Source organism: Rhodoferax sp. OV413 (assembly GCF_900104385.1).
GTDB lineage: Bacteria > Pseudomonadota > Gammaproteobacteria > Burkholderiales > Burkholderiaceae_C > Rhodoferax_B.
Window position 1 is genome coordinate 577,026 of the sequence record NZ_FNJA01000002.1, and the last position, 15,963, is coordinate 592,988.

A 15,963-nucleotide genomic window follows, 5' to 3' on the forward strand; every position below is an offset into this window, starting at 1 on the left:
TGGGGCAAGTCAGTGTCTGTCGCCTATGTCGCGGGCGGGACCGAAGTGTGTCACATCCGTGTCGGCCCTTTCCCGCCATGGATTCTCCAGACTGGCACTATGCACACCATGAACACCACCGAATCCGAGCTCCAACGCCTGCTGGACCTGCAGCGCCAGGCCCACGCGGCTGACCCGGCGCCGGCCTATGCCGTGCGGCGGGACCGCTTGCAACGCCTGGGCGCACTGATTGACACCTACGCCGAGCGCTTCACCGCCGCGGTCAGTCAGGACTTCGGCAACCGCTCGGCCACAGAGACCACGCTGACCGAAATCGTGCCGCTGCGCGCCGCCATCCGCCATGCGCAAAGCCATTTGCGGGCCTGGATGCGGCCGCGCCGGGTGGCCACGGCCTGGACCTTCTGGCCGGGCCACAGCCGGTTGCTGCGCCAGCCGCTGGGCGTGGTGGGCATCGTCAGCCCCTGGAACTACCCGCTGCTGCTGGCCTTGTCGCCGCTGGTCGATGTGCTGGCGGCCGGCAACCGCGCGCTGCTCAAGCCCTCTGAGTTGACGCCCTTGTTTGCCGACACGCTGCAGGCGGCGGTGGCGGAATTTTTTAAACCGGAAGAGGTGGCGGTGCTGACCGGCGACGCGGCCCTGGGCCAGGCGTTCTGCGCCACGCCCTTCGACCACCTGGTGTTCACCGGCTCTACCGCCGTGGGCCGGCTGGTGGCGCAGGCGGCAGCCAAAAATCTGACGCCGGTGACCCTGGAGCTGGGCGGCAAGTCGCCGGCCATCGTCGATGTGTCTTGCGACCTGGGCAAGACCCTGGAGCGACTGGCCTGGGGCAAGCTGATCAACGCCGGCCAGACCTGCATCGCGCCCGATTACGCGCTGGTGCCGCGGCCGCAGCTGGATGCCTTTGTGGCGGCCTTGCGCGCCAGCATGCAGCGCCTGTACCCGCGCTTTGCCGGCAACCCTGACTACACCAGCATCGCCAGTGAACGCCATCTGCAGCGCCTGCACAGCCTGGTGGAGGATGCGCGGCAGCAGGGCGCGACCGTGCTGGAGCTGGAGCCTGGCAGTGGTCGGCAGATGGCGCCGGTGCTGCTGCTGAACGTGCACGCCGGCATGCGCGTGCTGCAGGAGGAAATATTCGGCCCCCTGCTACCCATCGTGGCCTACGACACGCTGGACGAGGCGATTGCCTTCGTCAACGCCCGCGACAAGCCGCTGGCGCTGTACTGGTTTGGCAGCGACAGCGCGCACCGCGACCAGGTGCTGGCGCAAACCCTGTCGGGCGGCGTGTCCATCAACGACTGCCTGGTGCATCTGGCGCAGGACGGCCTGCCGTTCGGCGGCGTCGGACCGTCGGGCCAGGGGCATTACCACGGCGAATACGGCTTTCGCCAGTTCAGCAAGGAAAAGCCGGTGTTCCTGCAATCGCGCTGGTCGGCCGGTGGCCTGGTCTATCCGCCGTACACGCCGCGGGTCCAGCGGATGCTGCGCTGGCTGGCCAGGCGGGCCTGATGTTTGCTCTTTAATTAATAGCTGCTTGCGCTGGTGGAATATGCGCTAGAAGCTGATTCTTCTCATATTTTTTGCGTCGCGGACAATCGCCTCATGCGTTTTTTCAAAGATCTCCATCTCTCCGCCGTCACCGCTGGCTTTGTGGCCGTGCTGGTCGGCTTTACCAGTTCGGTGGCCGTGGTGTTCCAGGCGGCCCAGGCGCTGCACGCCACGCCCGAGCAAACGACTTCCTGGATGTGGGCGCTGGGCCTGGGCATGGGCTTGTGCACCTTGTTGCCATCGCTGTGGCTGCGCCAGCCGGTGATGATTGCCTGGTCCACCCCGGGCGCGGCGGTGATCGCCACCGCGGCCGTAGCCGGCGGCTTCAACATGGCCGAGGCGGTGGGGGCTTTCATGGTCAGCGCCGTGCTGATTGCGCTGTGCGGCATCACTGGCTGGTTCGAGAAGGTGATGGACCGCATCCCCATGGCGGTGGCCGCAGCCCTGCTGGCCGGCGTGCTGGCGCGCTTCGGGCTGAACGGCTTTGTGGCCGCCCAGTCGGCCCTGCCATTGGTGCTGCTGATGCTGGCGGTGTACCTGCTGGCACGCCGCTGGTGGCCGCGCTACGCGGTGGTGCTGACCCTGCTATCTGCTATTGCTTTTGTAGCTGCCCGCGGAGAGGTGGTCAGCGCCAACATCGTATTTTCCTTGGCAACGCCAGTGTTCGTGGCGCCGCAGTTCAGCTGGGCGGCGATGGTCGGCATGGCTTTGCCGCTGTTCGTGGTGACCATGGCCTCGCAGAACCTGCCGGGCGTGGCGGCGATCCGCGCCGCCCAGTACGACATGCCGATCTCCAAGCTGATCACCCTCAGCGGCCTGGCGACCCTGGTGCTGGCGCCGTTTGGCGCGTTCGCGCTGTGCCTGAGCTCGATTACCGCCGCCATCTGCATGGGCCCCGAGGCGCATGCCAACAAATCCCAGCGCTACACCGCGGCCGTGTGCTGCGGCGTGATCTACGTGCTGATCGGCATCTTCGGCGCGGCCATCACCGGCCTGCTGACGGCGTTTCCGCGCGAGCTGATCGCCGCCATCGCCGGGCTGGCGCTGCTGGGCACCATAGGCAATGCGCTGGCCGCCGCGTTGCACGACATCCAGCACCGCGAGGCCGCTACCATCACTTTCCTGGTCACGCTCAGCGGCGTGGTGATAGCCGGTGTCGGCTCGGCCTTTTGGGGCGTGGTGGCCGGCGCGCTGGCGCTGTTTGTGCAGAGCCTGGGGCGCAGGACGCGCGCCAGCACCTGAGGGGGCGGCCGGGTTAGATCACTCCCAGGCTCAGCTCTATGTCCAGGCGCGCTGGCACCACCCGGCCATGCAAAAGCCCAGGCACGTAGGCAGTTGCCAGGAACATGGTCTTCATGTGCGCTGCCGCCTCTTCGTCGCCGCTGCTGGCCTGCAGCACCGCCACATCCACCACCCGGCCCTGGCTGTCAATAAACAGGCGTAAGCGGATCGGGTAGCCGGTGAAGCCCAGGCCTTCCAGCTGCTTTAAATCGGGTTCCGATCGGGGCAGTACCGGCTGGTCCAACTGGGTGGATGCGATAAATGCGTCTGGCGGGGCTGCTGCTTGCGTGACTGCGGGTGTGGCAGCGGAAGGCGCTGCGGGTGTCGGCGTAGGTGCCCGGCTGCTGGGCGCAGGGGGCGGCAGTAGCTGAACGTGTAGCGGTGGCAACGTGGCGGCTGCTGGCATTGTTGGCTGCGCCGGGGCGATTGCGAGCCAGGCCGCGTACAGCACCAGATGTGCGAGTAAAGAGCAGGCTGCGGCCCGAGCGAGGCCTGGTGTGCCAAGGAATGCCATCGCGGAGGGTTGGCTATTGGGCCGTCACGTCGCGCCAGTTCAGGCGCTTGATGCCGCTGGCGGTGGATAGGGCGGCCGGCGTGGTGACCGCAGTGCCAGTGCTGTCGCCCGCCACCACGCGCAGCTTGCCGTTGACGTTCTGGATCGCCAGGTCGACGATCACGCCGGACATGGTGGCGGACTGCGCAATGGTGGTGCCCGCGCTGTTCTGCAGCACGCTGGCGCCTGTCGCGATATTGAAGCCCAGCAGGTAGCCGGTGCCGGACGGGCTGCAGACCGAGCCGTTCGGCAGGTTTACGCCAAAGATGGCCGTGCCGCTGTAGGCCGTGGGGTTGACGTTGACGCGTTCGGCAATGCCGGTCGAGGTGGCGACAGACAGGTCGTAGTACCAGCCCAAAGCCGAGGTGGGGGCGCTGCCAATGCCGGTCAGCATGCTGGTGTTGGCCTCCAGCGCGCTGCGCGTCAGCGGCGTGGCATAGGTGCTTGCGGTCTGGAACGCGCCAAAGCCCGTGGTGCCGTCGTAGACCGAGTAAATGCTTTGCACGGCTGTGCTGGCAATGTCGCTGTCGGCCAGCAGGCGGCCTGTGCCCACGATGACATAGCGTTTGGAGGTGGTGGGGTTGATCTCAACCAGCGGCCGCGTCGTCACGGGCTGCGGTGTGCCCGATGTTTTGTACAGGGTTGCCATCTTCGTAGGGGTGGAGTAGGCGGCTGTTGTGGGGGTCAGGTCCAGCCGCCACAGATTGCCTTGCAGATCGCCGGTATAGATGGCGTCGGCGGTGAAGTCGGTATGGTTGGGCGAATAGCTTTCGGCCGACGCCAGATTGATCGGGGCGCTGGTCGAGCCTTCCGGTGTGGCCACGGTTTCCAGCAAGGCCCCGGTTCTGGGGTTGACGATGAAGAAGTAGCCTTTGCCGTCGCTGTTGTTGTAGCCGGAGGTGAACACCACGACCCAGCCGTATTTATTGGTTTTCATCACCATGGGCGGGCCAAAGCTGTAGCCTAGGCGGGCAATGGTGGCGGTGTCGTTCACCAGGGGGAATTCCCACAGCACTTTGGCGGCCAAGCTGGTTTCGCTGGTCCAGTCGCCATAGGTGGCACTGGTGGTGACGCCCGCGGTGGTGGTTTCGGGGGTGCCGGGATTGGTGATGTCGATGGCATAAAAGCCTTTGCCTCCCTTGCCCAGGCCGCCGACCAGCAGGGAGCGCCAGTCCGGGGTGCTGCTGACTTTGCTGCAGACGCCTGCGTTACTGCTGGTGCTGGCATCGCATACCTTGCTGAGGTCTACATCAAAGCTGAGCGGGGTGGCGTCCACCTGGTAGTAGTGAGAACGCGTCGGGCTGCCGACGGAGGCCAAGCCCGAGGTGGCGGCGCTGCTGGCGCTGCCGTAGACAAAACTGGGAATGAAGGCAAACAGTTCCTGGCCGCAGCTGGTGCAGCTGGAGGCTGCAGCCGTCGCGCCGGTGCTGGTGGTGCCCGGCATGCTGCCGTCGAAGGCGTGCAGCATGCCGTCATTGCCGCCTGCGTAGACCACGGTTTTGCGATTCGCATAGCTGCTTTTGAAGGCGGTGTAGCCGGTGTTGTACATATCGTAATAGGCTGCGCTGGGGGCGTTGACCGCGGTGACCTTGGAGTTGACGATATCGCCCAGCAGGTAGTCGCGGCGCCGGTAGATCCGGTTGGTGGCGCTCACCGTGGCACTCAATTCGTTGCTGCGGTCACCGCGCAGATAGGCCAGATACTCGGCCGCGGCAGAGCTGGAACTGGAGGTGGTTCCGGTGATGTTGGCGAACGAGGGGTAGTACAGGCGGCCGGTACTGCCGCAGGCGGTCAAGGCTGTGGAGGTAAAGGCGATGCCGGCTTTGGTGGTGTCGCAAAAGGTGATGATCTTGCGGGTGCTTGCGGGTGTTGCCAGTGCTTCCAGCTTGTCGCGGGCATTCCAGATCGCCGTGGCGGTGGCGTTGCCACTGGTGTCGTAGCTGAGGGTCGCGCCTACTACGCTGGAAGTCCAGTTCGACGGGTCGTAGCTGGCGGAGTAGCTGGCGTCACCGGAAACCACGTTGGGCGAGGCCATCGCATAGGTGGAGCTGTTGGCTGAACTCAGCTCGGTCGATATTTTGTTGAACGCGGCCGTCAAACCGGACTTCATGGTGGCCGGAGAGCTGCCGAAGTAGTAGTTGTCAGGGCGCTTGTCGTAGGTGGTGTCGGTGCTGTAGCTTAGGCCTGTGCTGGTGGTCAGGCCTGAGCTGGTGTCGGAGTTGGTATACCAGGTGCTATCCGACAATGTGCTGGTGCTGTTGCTGCTGGCATAGGGCGAGAAGCCGCTGGGCACCGTAAACCCCCCATACTTGGCGGCCAGCCAATACTGGTTCTTGTGCTTGTAGGTCTGGCTTTCCATCACGTCCAGCCAATAGGTATTGATGGTCTGCTTGCCCGACCAGTCGGAGCGCAGGTCCACTGTGTGGGCGTCATATGCCAGGCCCGCGATGTAATAGGTGTTGCATTGCTCGTAGCTGGTGCTGGAGCAACTGCTGGAGCCCGAAGACGCATAGATGCTGCTCAGGCTGGAATTGCCCTCCAGGGAGCCGACCATGCTGGTGGCCGTCGCCGCATTCACGGAGCTGTCGTCGCTGGGGTAGGCGAGTGTACTGTCCAGGGCACTGCTGGAGCGCAGGCTGCTGCCGTAGAGATTGGCATCCCGGTGCGTGTTCACGTCGCCAATGCCCAGTATGAAGTTCTTCTGGCAGGCATACAGGATGGGGTCGGCGCCCATGCTGCTGCTATCGCTCTTGCGCCATTTGGTAATCACCGGAAAGCCGTCCGCATAGGTGGCATAGGTGCTGGCCGATGCGGTGGTGGTGGTCGTGGTGGTGGCTTGCGAGGTGGCCGAGGTATAGGGGCTCCAGTTCGCCAGACCTTTGTAGTAGCGCAGAACCGTGTTGTACAGCTCGCTTACCGGGTCTTTGGACTTGTAGGCGTGAGCGTAGTTGCCGAATTTGTTGAGGTAGTTCATGGCGCCGCTTTGCACCACGGCGGTGGAGGCCAGGCCAAAGGTGCTGACGGTGTCAGACGCATCCAGGGCCGCAGGGTTGCTGGCCATGATGCCGGTGCTGGCGCTCCATTCGGGATAGCCGTCGTTGCTGACGTCGGCCGAGCCGGGTACCGGCTTGTAGGGGCCTATGTAGTTCATGCGTGCCCGCATGACCCCACCGTCGCGCTGCTGGCCGCTAACGCTGCTGTCGCCGTTGTGGTTGAGGTAGCCAAAGGCCGAGTAGCGCAGCTGCATGGCGTAGTTCTGCATCAAGCCTTCGGGTTTGTAGGTGCTGCCGTACAACACACAGTTGTCTTCCTTCAAGGCCTTGGAAACGCAGACGGCCACGTTGATGTACAGCTCGTAGACATTGCTGCTGCTGGCCCCCGAACCCTGGTCGTTATAGGCCACCAGCGTGGTGGCGGCGGTGCTGCCGCCGGTCTTGGCATTGCTCAGGTCGCCGCCGCTGCTGCCATTGGTAATCCACATCCGGTTGCCCAGGTTGCGGATGCGGGTGGCCGCGGTGGCCCAGGAAAACGGGGTGGCTCCGGCCGTGGTGGTGGTCGAGGAGGGCGTGGTTTTGTCCGGCGCGGAGCTGGTGCTGTCCACAGCCGCATAGGTCTTGGTCAGAATGGTGTCGAGATTGGTGGTGCTGGTGGCCGTGTCGGTGCTGCGGTAGCCGCCGGTCATGATCCAGCGGAATTCATCCAGGGTCTGCATCGACGCCCAGTTCATGTAGTTGCCACTCCAGAGCGCGCTGCAGGTATGGCTGGTGGCGGCACTGACGGGCAGGAAATAGCTGTTGGCGGGTGTCGTTGCGTTGTAGACGTACTGGTAGCACATCTCCGGATTGAAGTAGCCGATGAAGGTGCTGGCACTGCTGTACGCCGTGGTACTCATATAGGCCGAGGTAGTGGCGGTCGGCCATTCCACCGACAAGGCCAAGGCCAGATTGCCGGGCACCTTGACGGTGGAAAACAGGGGGTAATCTGCCAGATCGATAGCGGCCTGTGCGGGCAGCGCCAGGCCCGCATTCAGCAAAACGCAGCACAGGCCGCGGACCAGAAGCTTGAGCGAAAGACGGATGGAGTAGTTCAACATGCAGGGCTCGTGGAAGTAGGAGTGGGGCCGTGATGCCAAGCGGCAAGAACTTAGTACGCGACCACCATCTGGTGGAACACCTGGGTGTTGCGCGGGCCGGTGACGCGCACGCTGATGCGGTAGGTGGCACGGCTCTCGCCCTTGGCCCGCTTGATGGACATGGAGCCGGTTTGCGCTGCGGCGACAGCCGGTGTATTGCCCACGCAGGTGGCTGTGTCATAGGCGCCGGCTGCCGTGCATTGGCGGTCCACCACGGTGCGGATGGCGATGCCTGCCGCGGTGTCGGTGTAATCCTGGCTGGACAGCATGCCTGCGCTGGCAAAGGTGCCGTCGTTCACCAGCACATTGGGTATGCCTTGTTCGTTGGACGCCAGCATGGACGAGGAATAGTGGAGCTTGTTGGCGTCCAGATTCAATTGGTCGGCGATGCGCGCCGACTCTGCCATAAGGGTACCGCTGGAAAACTCCTTGACCGCCGCCGCCATGCCCCGCTCGGCCTGGTTGAGCAGGTCGCGCTTGAAGGCCAGGTTGCCGGCCTGCAGCAGCGAATTGGTCGAGGAGCGGGTCAAGGCGATGGCGGCGACCAGCATCAGCACCAGGCAGATGAGTGCCATCACCATCACGATGCCGGACTCCTGCTGGCGGTTGCTGGACCTGGGAGCAATGCGTTTGTGCATGGCCATCCTCACGGCAGCAGCAAGTTGTTGCGTACCGGGATGGTGGTCTCTAGCGTGCGGTAGCGGTAGAGCCGTTCGGTGTCGCTGAGACTACGGGTATAGGTCACGGCCGTGCTGGGGGGGCTGCTGGCGGCGTCCAGGTCGGCAAACAGCGTGATGCTGCTCTGGGTGCTGGTGCCCATCACGGTTTGGCCACCGGCGTTGCTGCTGGTGGTCACGGCCTTTTCTTGCAGATTGGTGCGCAGGATCAGGCCGACTCTGATCGCCAGAATTTTTTGCAGGTAGTCATTGGCGGTGGTCAGGCTGCTGCACGCCGAGGCTCTGGTGGTGGTGCTGGTGGGGCGGTTCTGTACCTCTTGCACCGTTCCCGCCATCAGGGCCGCCAGGCTGTAGCTGCTGTCGGTCGGTTTGACCCATTCATCGCTGCTGATTTTGCCGTCGCAGTTTTTATCCATGCCGTACAGGGCATGCATTTCAAATACCCCGTCTGCCCGGGCTAGGGCGGTGCGCGTGCTGTCGTTGGTCGTATTCAGCAGGTCATAGCTGTACAAGGTGTTGTGTTCGCCCACACCCCATACCTGGAACTGGGGCGGCTTGCCGAGAGCCACATTGCCCAGCCCCATGGCTGCGCTGTTGTCGGAGAAGGCCGCAAGCTGGCTGCCCGCCACGTGGTAGAGGCCTGCGAGTCTCAAGGTTTTGCTGGTCAGGTTGGCGACCTGCTCGATCAGGCAGTCGGCCACGCCACCGGTGCTGGCATCTGGTTCAGTTTGTGCCACCAGCACGATGTCATTGGCGGCGAACGGAACCGTGTTGCTGAGATTGAGCAGTGCGGCCGTGGCGAAGCTGGAAAACGTGGTGGGTGTCTCGCCAATTCCTTCGGCCCCGCCCATCACCACCAGTACGTCGGACTTTTGGCCGCTGACTCCCGGCGTGGTCTGGTTGGGCAGTATCAGTACCGGAGCCAGGCGGAAAACACCCGCAGTGCCGGTACTGGTGTCCGCAAACGGTGCGGGCAGCGCCGTAGCGTTGTAGGTCGGCAGTATCTGCGAGTTGGACTGCGAACTCTGGTAGGCATACAGCTTGCAGCCGAAGGCATAGGGTGCGGCCTGGGTGAAGCCGCTGCCCGCGTTGCGTACCGCCTGCTCCATCAACTGCAAGGCATAGTTGCCGGCCTGCTGGGTGTCGTTGACCGAGGTGAGGGTGCGCCTACGGCCTTCGGCCGAAGTCATGACGCTGAACATGGCCAGCGACAGCAGCATGCCGAGCAGCAAGGCCACCATCAACTCCAGTAGGGTCATGCCGCCTTGCCGGGCGCGGGCGCTGCGCATCATGGCATCACCACCTGCGTGAAATACTGGCTATCGGCGTCGCCCATTTTTCTGGCGGGGGCTTTCCAGCCGATGGTGACCTTGGTGATGCTGACCCCGGTGGTGGCATCGGTGCTGGTGGCGAGACTGGCGCTTGCATTTGGCAGCCCAGAGGCCGCAGGGTCTTTGACGCGCGCCATCCATTTCGCCAGAGTGGAGGGGTTGGTGGTTTGCTCCGCCCACATGGTGGCCACCAGTTCATTGGCTAGCCGGGCGGCCCGGGAGCGGTTTTCGGCGTCGATGGCATAGCTGGAGGCCTTGGCTTGCATGGCTACCATGCCTAGCACCCCGATGGAGAACAGCAGCAGCGACACCAGCACTTCGATCAGGGCAAAGCCGGCGGCAGCGCTGGGGCTGGCGCGGCGCATGCGGGGTGGCCAGGGATGCAGGGGTTTAGCAGCCATCGGGGGTGTCGGTGGAAAGCGTTTTTTTCGGATCGCACATGCGCACTTGCCCGCCTACGTTGACCACCACCTTGAGGGCGCGGTCGGAGCTGCTATTCGCCACGCTGTAGCTGGTAGCGGCCGAGGTGCAGGCGGTGCCGAGCACGTTGATGGCGCTGCTAGCGGCCAGGCTGACCACGCTGCCCAGGGGGCCAAAGCAGACCATGGCCGGGCCGGTGATCACCACTCCGGCCTGTTTGGCGTAGTTGCCGCCTTGCACAAAGTCGCTGCTGACAGCTGTTTCAGAGGTGGCGCCGCTGGTTAACGGCAAGGTCTGGATAAACCAGTTCTTGCCATTGGCAACGGGGGCTGCGTTCAGGGCCGGGCTGGCGCTGGTCAATGCAAAAACGGTCGCCCGGTTGCGCCGCAAAGCCTCGGCCTGGGCCAGGCGCAAACCGTTTTGTATTTCGTCGGCCACGCTGCGGACCTTGGCGTTGGCGATCCAGGCGCTGAAGGACGGCACGCTCGCCAGCAGTAGCAGCGCAGCGATGGTCAAAGTCACCATCAGCTCGATCAGGGTCAGGCCGTGTTGCTTCAGCATGCATCCCCCTGGCGCATGATCCAGCAGGCGGATGTGGTGCCGCCCCAGGCCGTGGACAGCGTGCTGGTCTTGCTGTCCGACTGGTCGATGGTGTAGCTGAAGCCGGCAATCACCCCCGAGCCCGTTGCGGTGGCCGTAAAGCTGCTACTGCTGATGTTGGAGCACACCAGCGCATACGGTGTGGGGCTGGTGTAGGTGCTGGCCGTCACGGTACAAGGCGCTACGGCGCTGGTCGACGTCACATAGGTGCGATTGTCTTGATAGAACTGCTCCATCTTGGCCCGGGTGGCTTGCAAGTCATTGGTCAAGGCCGCCAGATGCCCGCGTATGACGTAATTTCTGTAGGAAGGCAGTGCCACGGCCGCCAGGATGGCGACCACGGCCACGGTGATCATCAGTTCGATCAGGGTGAAACCCCGCGTCGTCGACGGCTGGCCAGGCGGGTGCATCGGGGCTAAGGAGGGTCGTTGGAAACGCATGTAGCAAATTGTAAATGGGTAAATTTCCCATTTATATGAACTTATGTAGAGATTTGTGAAGCTGGAGCCCTTGTGATGCGGGCGGCGCCGGGTTCTTGTGCTGGCCTAGGGGCAGGCAGGGCATTGGCGTGGGCTGCGGCGGCGCTTGCGTCCGGCTGTTAAGCTTTGCGCCGCTCACCATTCGACTGCCCAGACCCCATGAACATCCTCTTCGTCGCCGATCCCCTCGAGTCTTTCAAGATCTACAAGGACAGCACCTTCGTGATGATGCGCGAGGCCCAGCGCCGCGGCCACAGCATCTCGGCCTGCGAACCGCAAGACCTGCAGTGGCAGACCGGCGGTGTGGTGACGGCCCAGGTGCGGGATATCCACCTCACCGGCAAAGCCGGTGATCCACAAACCCGGGGCGACAAGACCGACTGGTTCAGCGTCAGCCAGCCGCTGTTTGCCAACAGCCCGCGCGCGCTGAAGGACTTTGGCGCCATCATCATGCGCAAAGACCCGCCGTTTGACTCCGAATTCTTCTACGCCACGCACCTGCTGGAGCAGGCCGAGCGCGAGGGCGCCAAGGTGTTCAACAAGCCGCGCGCGCTGCGCGACCACCCAGAAAAGCTGGCCATCATGGAGTTCCCGCAGTTCAGCGGTCCGACCCTGGTGACGCGCAGCGCCGAGGCGATCCGCCGCTTCCACGCCGAGCACAAGGACATCATTCTGAAGCCGCTGGACGGCATGGGCGGCATGGGCATCTTCCGCGTCAAGGAAGACGGGCTGAACCTGGGCGGCATCATCGAAACGCTGAACAAGAACGGCGCCGAGAGCGTGATGGTGCAGAAGTTCCTGCCCGCGATCGCCCTGGGCGACAAGCGCGTGCTGGTGATCGGCGGCAAGCCCGTGCCCTATTGCCTGGCGCGGATTCCGCAGGGCGGCGAGGTGCGTGGCAACCTGGCGGTGGGCGGCAAGGGCGTGGCCCAGCCGCTGTCGGCGCGCGACCGCGAAATCGGCGAAGCCCTGGGCCCTATCCTGGCGGCGCGCGGCCTGCTGCTGGTGGGCGTGGATGTGATCGGCGACTGCGTGACCGAGATCAACGTCACCAGCCCGACCTGCTTCCAGGAAATCTTCGACCAGACCGGTTGCGATGTGGCCGCGCTGTTCATCGACGCGCTGGAAGCCGCGCTGGCGGTTTAAAGAAAATCGGGCTTTGGCGCAGATACTACCTGCGCTGGCAGCTATCTAAAAGATAGCGCGCCGGTTCAGCCGACCAGCGCGCCGTCGACAAATACCTTGAGTTCGCCGGTGGCGAAGGCGGTCCAGTCTTCGTTGCTGGTCAGCGGCGCGGTGGCCACCATGGCCACGCGGTCGTTGGCGCTGGTGTGCTCGGCAAAGTTCACGCTCAGGTCTTCGTCCTTCAGCGTGGCGTGGGCAAACGGGTGTTTGCGTTCCACATAATGCAGCTGGGTCGAGGCATGGGCCCACAGCGCCTCGCCGTTGCTGAGCAAAAAGTTGAAGGTGCCGTGGCGCGCAATCCGTTGGCTGAGTTCGCGCAGGGTCAGCGTCAGCTCGGCCACGCTGGGCACGCCGGCGTGCGACTTGGCCAGCTCCTGCATCAGCCAGCAGAACGCGCGCTCGCTGTCGGTATTGCCCACCGGCTGGAAGCTGGCGTGCAGCCGCGGGTGGAAGTCCTTCAGGTCGCCGTTGTGGGCGAACACCCAGTAGCGGCCCCAGAGCTCACGCACGAACGGGTGGCAGTTCTCCAGCGCCACCACGCCCTGCGTGGCTTTGCGGATGTGGGCGATCACGTTGCGGCTCTTGATCGGGTATTGGCGGATCAGCGCCGCCACTGGCGACTCACAGGCCGCCTGGTGGTCGACAAAATGGCGCAGGCCGCGGCCTTCGAAAAAGGCGATGCCCCAGCCGTCGCTGTGGTGGTCGGTGCGGCCGCCGCGTTCGGCAAAGCCGCTGAAGCTGAACACCACGTCGGTCGGCGTGTTGCAGTTCATTCCCAGGAGTTGGCACATGGTTACTTCTTGCTCACCCCCAGGCTACAGAGCTTCGCTTCTTCCGCCAACCCCCTTGCAGGGGGCAACACCAGCAGCCTGGCAAAGCCAGTTCTGCGGTGTTTCTGGTGTGCGTGCGTTCTCAATTTAGCCGGGAGGGGTGGTGTTACGGTTAGTTTTCAGTTGCCAGGCGGCGACAAGGGCCAGCGCGCACAACGCGGCCAGCATCAGGAACGACTCATTAAACGCCATCAGCCGCTCCGGGCTGGTAACCGGGTTCGCAAACGAATCGCCGTGCGCGGCGAGCCGCCATTCCAGCACGATACCGCACAGGCTGACGCCGGTGGCGCCGCCCAGCATGCGCAGAAAGTTGATCGCGCTCGAACCCTGCGGGATCAACGCCTTGTCCAGCGGCCGCATTGCGCCCAGGTTCAGCGAGGGCAGGATGAAGCCCAGGCCGATGCGCCCCAGCACCGCCCACAGCACCAGCATCCAGATCGGGCTGCCCAGGGCAATGGTCACCATCAGCGCGAACGAGCTGGCCAGCAGCGCCAGGCCTATGCTGACCAGCAGGTAGGTGGGTTGCTTGTCGGCCAGCCGGCCCACCAGGGCGATGGTGATGGCCAGCACCAGCCCGGCCGGCAGCAGGATGGCCCCCACGTAAGAGGCCGACAGGCCCAACCCGACCTGCATGTAGACCGGCAGCAGATAGGTCGAGCCAAACAGCGCGGTGCCGTAGATCACCGCCACGATGCTGCCCATGGCGAACGGCCGGTAGCCGAACAGCGCCAGGTCCATCAGCGGCGCACCGCCCCGGGCGGCTAGGCGCCGCTGCCAGGCAATGAATCCGACCACGGCTAGCACCGCGCCCAGCAACAGCAGGCCGGCTACCGGCAGCGTGCCGCCGCGCAACTGCACCATGCCGTTCAGCAAGCACAGCGTGCCGACCGCGGCCAGTAACAAGCCGCGCCAATCCAGCGAAGCACCGCTGCTGGCCAGCGCGCCGCCGGGGGCGGTGGTGGGCACGAACTTGCGCGCCATCCACAGCGACACCAGGCAAAACGGCACCACCATGAAGAAGATCGAGCGCCAGCCGAACAGATCGACCAGGATGCCGCCGATGCTGGGGCCAATAGCTGGCGCCAGCACCACGCCCATGCCGAACAGGCCGCTGGCGCGCCCTTGCTCGTGCGGCTGGAAGGCGCGCAAGATGATGATGGCCGGTATCGGCTGCACCACGCCGGCCGCCAGCCCTTCGGCAACGCGGGCCGCCAGCACCAGGCCGTAGTCGCCAGCCAGGCCGCCGGCGATGCCGCCGACCATCAGCAACCACATGGCGCCCGCATAGGTGCGCCGGTAGCCGTAGCGGGCCAGCAGCCAGGGCGTGGTCAGCATGGACACCGTCATGGCCACCATGAAGCCGGAGGTGACCCACTGCGCGCGCGACGGCCCCAGGGTGAAGTGGTGGCTCATGTCGGGCACCGCCACGTTGACGATGGTGGACGACATGATGGACGCCATGGTGCCGATCATCACCGCCAGCAACAGCAGCCAGCGGTAGCGCTCGCCGTAGCGGGCTTTCAGGTCGGCGGTGGGGATGTGCGGGCTCAAGATGTGGGGGAGGTTGGTTGGCTGCTGTTGTTGGCGGGTAATGCGGCGCAGCGTGGGCACAGGCAGGCCCGGTCCAGCGCCGCCGGGTCGATCTGCGCCAGTGTCTCTGGGGCGATGGATTGCTGCATGCACCAGCAGGGCCCGGGTGGCAGACCGGTGCTGCGCGCCAGTTCCATCGCGCACTGGTTGGGCTGGCCGCACAGCGGGCAATAGCGGGGATCAACGGCGGAGGACATGGCAGTGGGGCGGCTGGCAGCAAGCATCGGCTGCTCAATTTATAGGAAACCAGGCATTTAAGCATGGCATATGTGCAGTAGTTGCTACACATTGGATAGTATTTGGCTATGCTTTTGTATACACGCTGAACGAATGGAAGTGCTGTTCGGTATGTGCTATTAGGTCCGTCTTTCTCATAAAATCAAATGCATTACAAAACAATACGCAGACCGGACACGGCCCCGATCCAAGGCTTGGCGGGGGCTCGCGGATCTTCGCGTTTGGAGACAAATCATGGACATGCGGGTCGGTAACGGGCGCCACAAGCCCGTCGGGTGTCTCACTGTGCTCGTGGGATGGGGCTTGGCCGCTGCCGCCTGGGCCGTACCCATAGCCGACCAGCCTGCTTCCGCTTACCAGTCAGAGCCTGCTGCCGAGGCGCCTACCGTCGATGTCAGCGCCTTGGCGGCAGCTGCCGATGCGCCGGCCAAAGCCACGGCGGCCAAGTCGGCCGAAGCCCCTGCCCGTAGCGGGAGCCCCGAGCTGCCCATGCCCCGTGCCGAGGCGACCAAGACCTCGGATGCAGCGGAACCCGAGTCGCTGCGCTCCAGCCTGAAAGAGCTGGCCAACTCCACCGGCGTGGTGGATGCCGTGCACACCCTGAATTCCGAACTGAACGGCAGTGCATCGGGTAATTTTGCCGATGCGCACGATGGCGGCGCGGAGATGGCGCGCCGCGCCGAGGCGCAGGCCGGCAGCGAGCCGCGCATGGGGGTGCGCGCCGCGCCCTTGACGGAAGAGCAACGCAAACTGGAGGAGGCGCAGGCTTCGTTCCTGTTTTCTGCCCTGGTGCAAGAGGTCACGCCGTGGCTGATCGCGGCGGTGCTGATGTACATCGTGATCTACGGTGCCCGCGTGATGCTGGCCTATTCCCGCATGAAAGCCGAGCGCAAACGCAAGCGCCGCCAGTCCAAGTCCGGTGCCCGTACGCGCAGCGCCCGTATAGATTGAGGTAAAGATCGGCAAACCCTGTGGCCTCTCGGTACCCCGCCTCCAGCAGGTGCGGGGAGCGCAGTACAATTCAGATGCAAGTAGTTCTTATTTGCAGCCCTGGTGCCCATGCCCTGTGCGTTTTGGCACCTGCGTCCACCCTCCATCTG

Annotated in this window: 14 protein-coding genes; 4 read left to right on the top strand and 10 right to left on the bottom strand. The window is 64.3% G+C overall.

Going from position 1 to position 15,963, the window contains the following annotated elements; translation table 11 throughout:
- The first annotated feature begins 108 nt into the window (after positions 1–108).
- Together BLT66_RS10175 and BLT66_RS10180 are read left to right on the top strand one after the other, a co-directional pair.
- Entirely contained in the window at positions 109–1,509 is a 1,401-nt protein-coding gene (locus BLT66_RS10175; protein ID WP_092757870.1) for a coniferyl aldehyde dehydrogenase, read from the top strand.
- 93 nt (positions 1,510–1,602) lie between these two features.
- The gene (locus BLT66_RS10180) at positions 1,603–2,790 is read left to right on the top strand and encodes a benzoate/H(+) symporter BenE family transporter (protein ID WP_092757563.1); all 1,188 of its coding nucleotides are present in this window, start codon (positions 1,603–1,605) and stop codon (positions 2,788–2,790) included.
- A 13-nt stretch (positions 2,791–2,803) separates the two neighbouring features.
- On the opposite strand, the gene BLT66_RS26435 is transcribed toward BLT66_RS10180, so the two are convergent.
- From BLT66_RS26435 to BLT66_RS10215, 7 genes are all read right to left on the bottom strand, one after another.
- Positions 2,804–3,235 carry an energy transducer TonB gene (locus tag BLT66_RS26435; protein WP_143029186.1) on the bottom strand — a complete coding sequence of 144 codons (432 nt, stop codon included), beginning with the start codon at positions 3,233–3,235 and terminating at the stop codon, positions 2,804–2,806.
- Positions 3,236–3,356: 121 nt separating this feature from the next.
- Entirely contained in the window at positions 3,357–7,475 is a 4,119-nt protein-coding gene (locus tag BLT66_RS10190; protein ID WP_092757565.1) for a pilus assembly protein, read from the bottom strand.
- A 50-nt stretch (positions 7,476–7,525) separates the two neighbouring features.
- Entirely contained in the window at positions 7,526–8,152 is a 627-nt protein-coding gene (locus tag BLT66_RS10195; RefSeq protein ID WP_143029187.1) for a pilus assembly PilX family protein, read from the bottom strand.
- Between the two features lie 8 nt (positions 8,153–8,160).
- Positions 8,161–9,483 carry a PilW family protein gene (locus tag BLT66_RS10200; RefSeq protein ID WP_092757567.1) on the bottom strand — a complete coding sequence of 441 codons (1,323 nt, stop codon included), beginning with the start codon at positions 9,481–9,483 and terminating at the stop codon, positions 8,161–8,163.
- On the bottom strand, positions 9,480–9,923 hold the full coding sequence (pilV, locus tag BLT66_RS10205) for a type IV pilus modification protein PilV (protein WP_255406862.1): 444 nt from the start codon (positions 9,921–9,923) through the stop codon (positions 9,480–9,482). The genes BLT66_RS10200 and pilV overlap by 4 nt, the downstream gene beginning before the upstream one ends.
- Positions 9,913–10,503, bottom strand: a complete 591-nt coding sequence (locus BLT66_RS10210) for a GspH/FimT family pseudopilin (RefSeq protein WP_092757569.1) — start codon at positions 10,501–10,503, stop codon at positions 9,913–9,915. Before BLT66_RS10210 ends, pilV begins: the two co-directional genes overlap by 11 nt.
- Positions 10,497–10,952, bottom strand: coding sequence for a type IV pilin protein (locus BLT66_RS10215; protein ID WP_092757570.1), 456 nt, complete (start codon positions 10,950–10,952; stop codon positions 10,497–10,499). Before BLT66_RS10215 ends, BLT66_RS10210 begins: the two co-directional genes overlap by 7 nt.
- A gap of 228 nt (positions 10,953–11,180) precedes the next feature.
- Between BLT66_RS10215 and gshB the strand changes: the two genes are divergently transcribed.
- Positions 11,181–12,167: a glutathione synthase gene (gene gshB, locus BLT66_RS10220; protein WP_092757571.1), complete on the top strand. Its 987-nt coding sequence runs from the start codon at positions 11,181–11,183 to the stop codon at positions 12,165–12,167.
- Between the two features lie 65 nt (positions 12,168–12,232).
- Here gshB and BLT66_RS10225 read toward each other — a convergent pair whose 3' ends face one another.
- From BLT66_RS10225 to BLT66_RS10235, 3 genes are all read right to left on the bottom strand, one after another.
- On the bottom strand, positions 12,233–12,997 hold the full coding sequence (locus BLT66_RS10225) for a class II glutamine amidotransferase (RefSeq protein WP_092757572.1): 765 nt from the start codon (positions 12,995–12,997) through the stop codon (positions 12,233–12,235).
- Between the two features lie 126 nt (positions 12,998–13,123).
- On the bottom strand, positions 13,124–14,587 hold the full coding sequence (locus BLT66_RS10230) for an MFS transporter (protein ID WP_369821588.1): 1,464 nt from the start codon (positions 14,585–14,587) through the stop codon (positions 13,124–13,126).
- Positions 14,584–14,823, bottom strand: coding sequence for a cysteine-rich CWC family protein (locus BLT66_RS10235; protein ID WP_092757872.1), 240 nt, complete (start codon positions 14,821–14,823; stop codon positions 14,584–14,586). The genes BLT66_RS10230 and BLT66_RS10235 overlap by 4 nt, the downstream gene beginning before the upstream one ends.
- A 274-nt stretch (positions 14,824–15,097) precedes the next feature.
- Here BLT66_RS10235 and BLT66_RS10240 point away from each other — a divergent pair, with 274 nt between their 5' ends.
- Entirely contained in the window at positions 15,098–15,814 is a 717-nt protein-coding gene (locus BLT66_RS10240; RefSeq protein WP_143029188.1) for a hypothetical protein, read from the top strand.
- Positions 15,815–15,963: the final 149 nt, after the last annotated feature.

Excerpts from the sequence above, each read along its gene's own strand:
- BLT66_RS10190 (WP_092757565.1), bottom strand. The coding sequence starts at position 7,475 with ATGTTGAACTACTCCATCCGTCTTTCGCTCAAGCTTCTGGTCCGCGGC.
- BLT66_RS10235 (WP_092757872.1), bottom strand. The coding sequence starts at position 14,823 with ATGTCCTCCGCCGTTGATCCCCGCTATTGCCCGCTGTGCGGCCAGCCC.
- BLT66_RS10225 (WP_092757572.1), bottom strand. The coding sequence starts at position 12,997 with ATGTGCCAACTCCTGGGAATGAACTGCAACACGCCGACCGACGTGGTG.
- BLT66_RS10240 (WP_143029188.1), top strand. The coding sequence starts at position 15,098 with ATGGACATGCGGGTCGGTAACGGGCGCCACAAGCCCGTCGGGTGTCTC.
- BLT66_RS10215 (WP_092757570.1), bottom strand. The coding sequence starts at position 10,952 with ATGCACCCGCCTGGCCAGCCGTCGACGACGCGGGGTTTCACCCTGATC.
- BLT66_RS26435 (WP_143029186.1), bottom strand. The coding sequence starts at position 3,235 with ATGCCAGCAGCCGCCACGTTGCCACCGCTACACGTTCAGCTACTGCCG.
- gshB (WP_092757571.1), top strand. The coding sequence starts at position 11,181 with ATGAACATCCTCTTCGTCGCCGATCCCCTCGAGTCTTTCAAGATCTAC.
- BLT66_RS10175 (WP_092757870.1), top strand. The coding sequence starts at position 109 with ATGAACACCACCGAATCCGAGCTCCAACGCCTGCTGGACCTGCAGCGC.
- BLT66_RS10195 (WP_143029187.1), bottom strand. The coding sequence starts at position 8,152 with ATGCACAAACGCATTGCTCCCAGGTCCAGCAACCGCCAGCAGGAGTCC.
- BLT66_RS10180 (WP_092757563.1), top strand. The coding sequence starts at position 1,603 with ATGCGTTTTTTCAAAGATCTCCATCTCTCCGCCGTCACCGCTGGCTTT.
- BLT66_RS10210 (WP_092757569.1), bottom strand. The coding sequence starts at position 10,503 with ATGCTGAAGCAACACGGCCTGACCCTGATCGAGCTGATGGTGACTTTG.
- pilV (WP_255406862.1), bottom strand. The coding sequence starts at position 9,923 with ATGGCTGCTAAACCCCTGCATCCCTGGCCACCCCGCATGCGCCGCGCC.
- BLT66_RS10200 (WP_092757567.1), bottom strand. The coding sequence starts at position 9,483 with ATGATGCGCAGCGCCCGCGCCCGGCAAGGCGGCATGACCCTACTGGAG.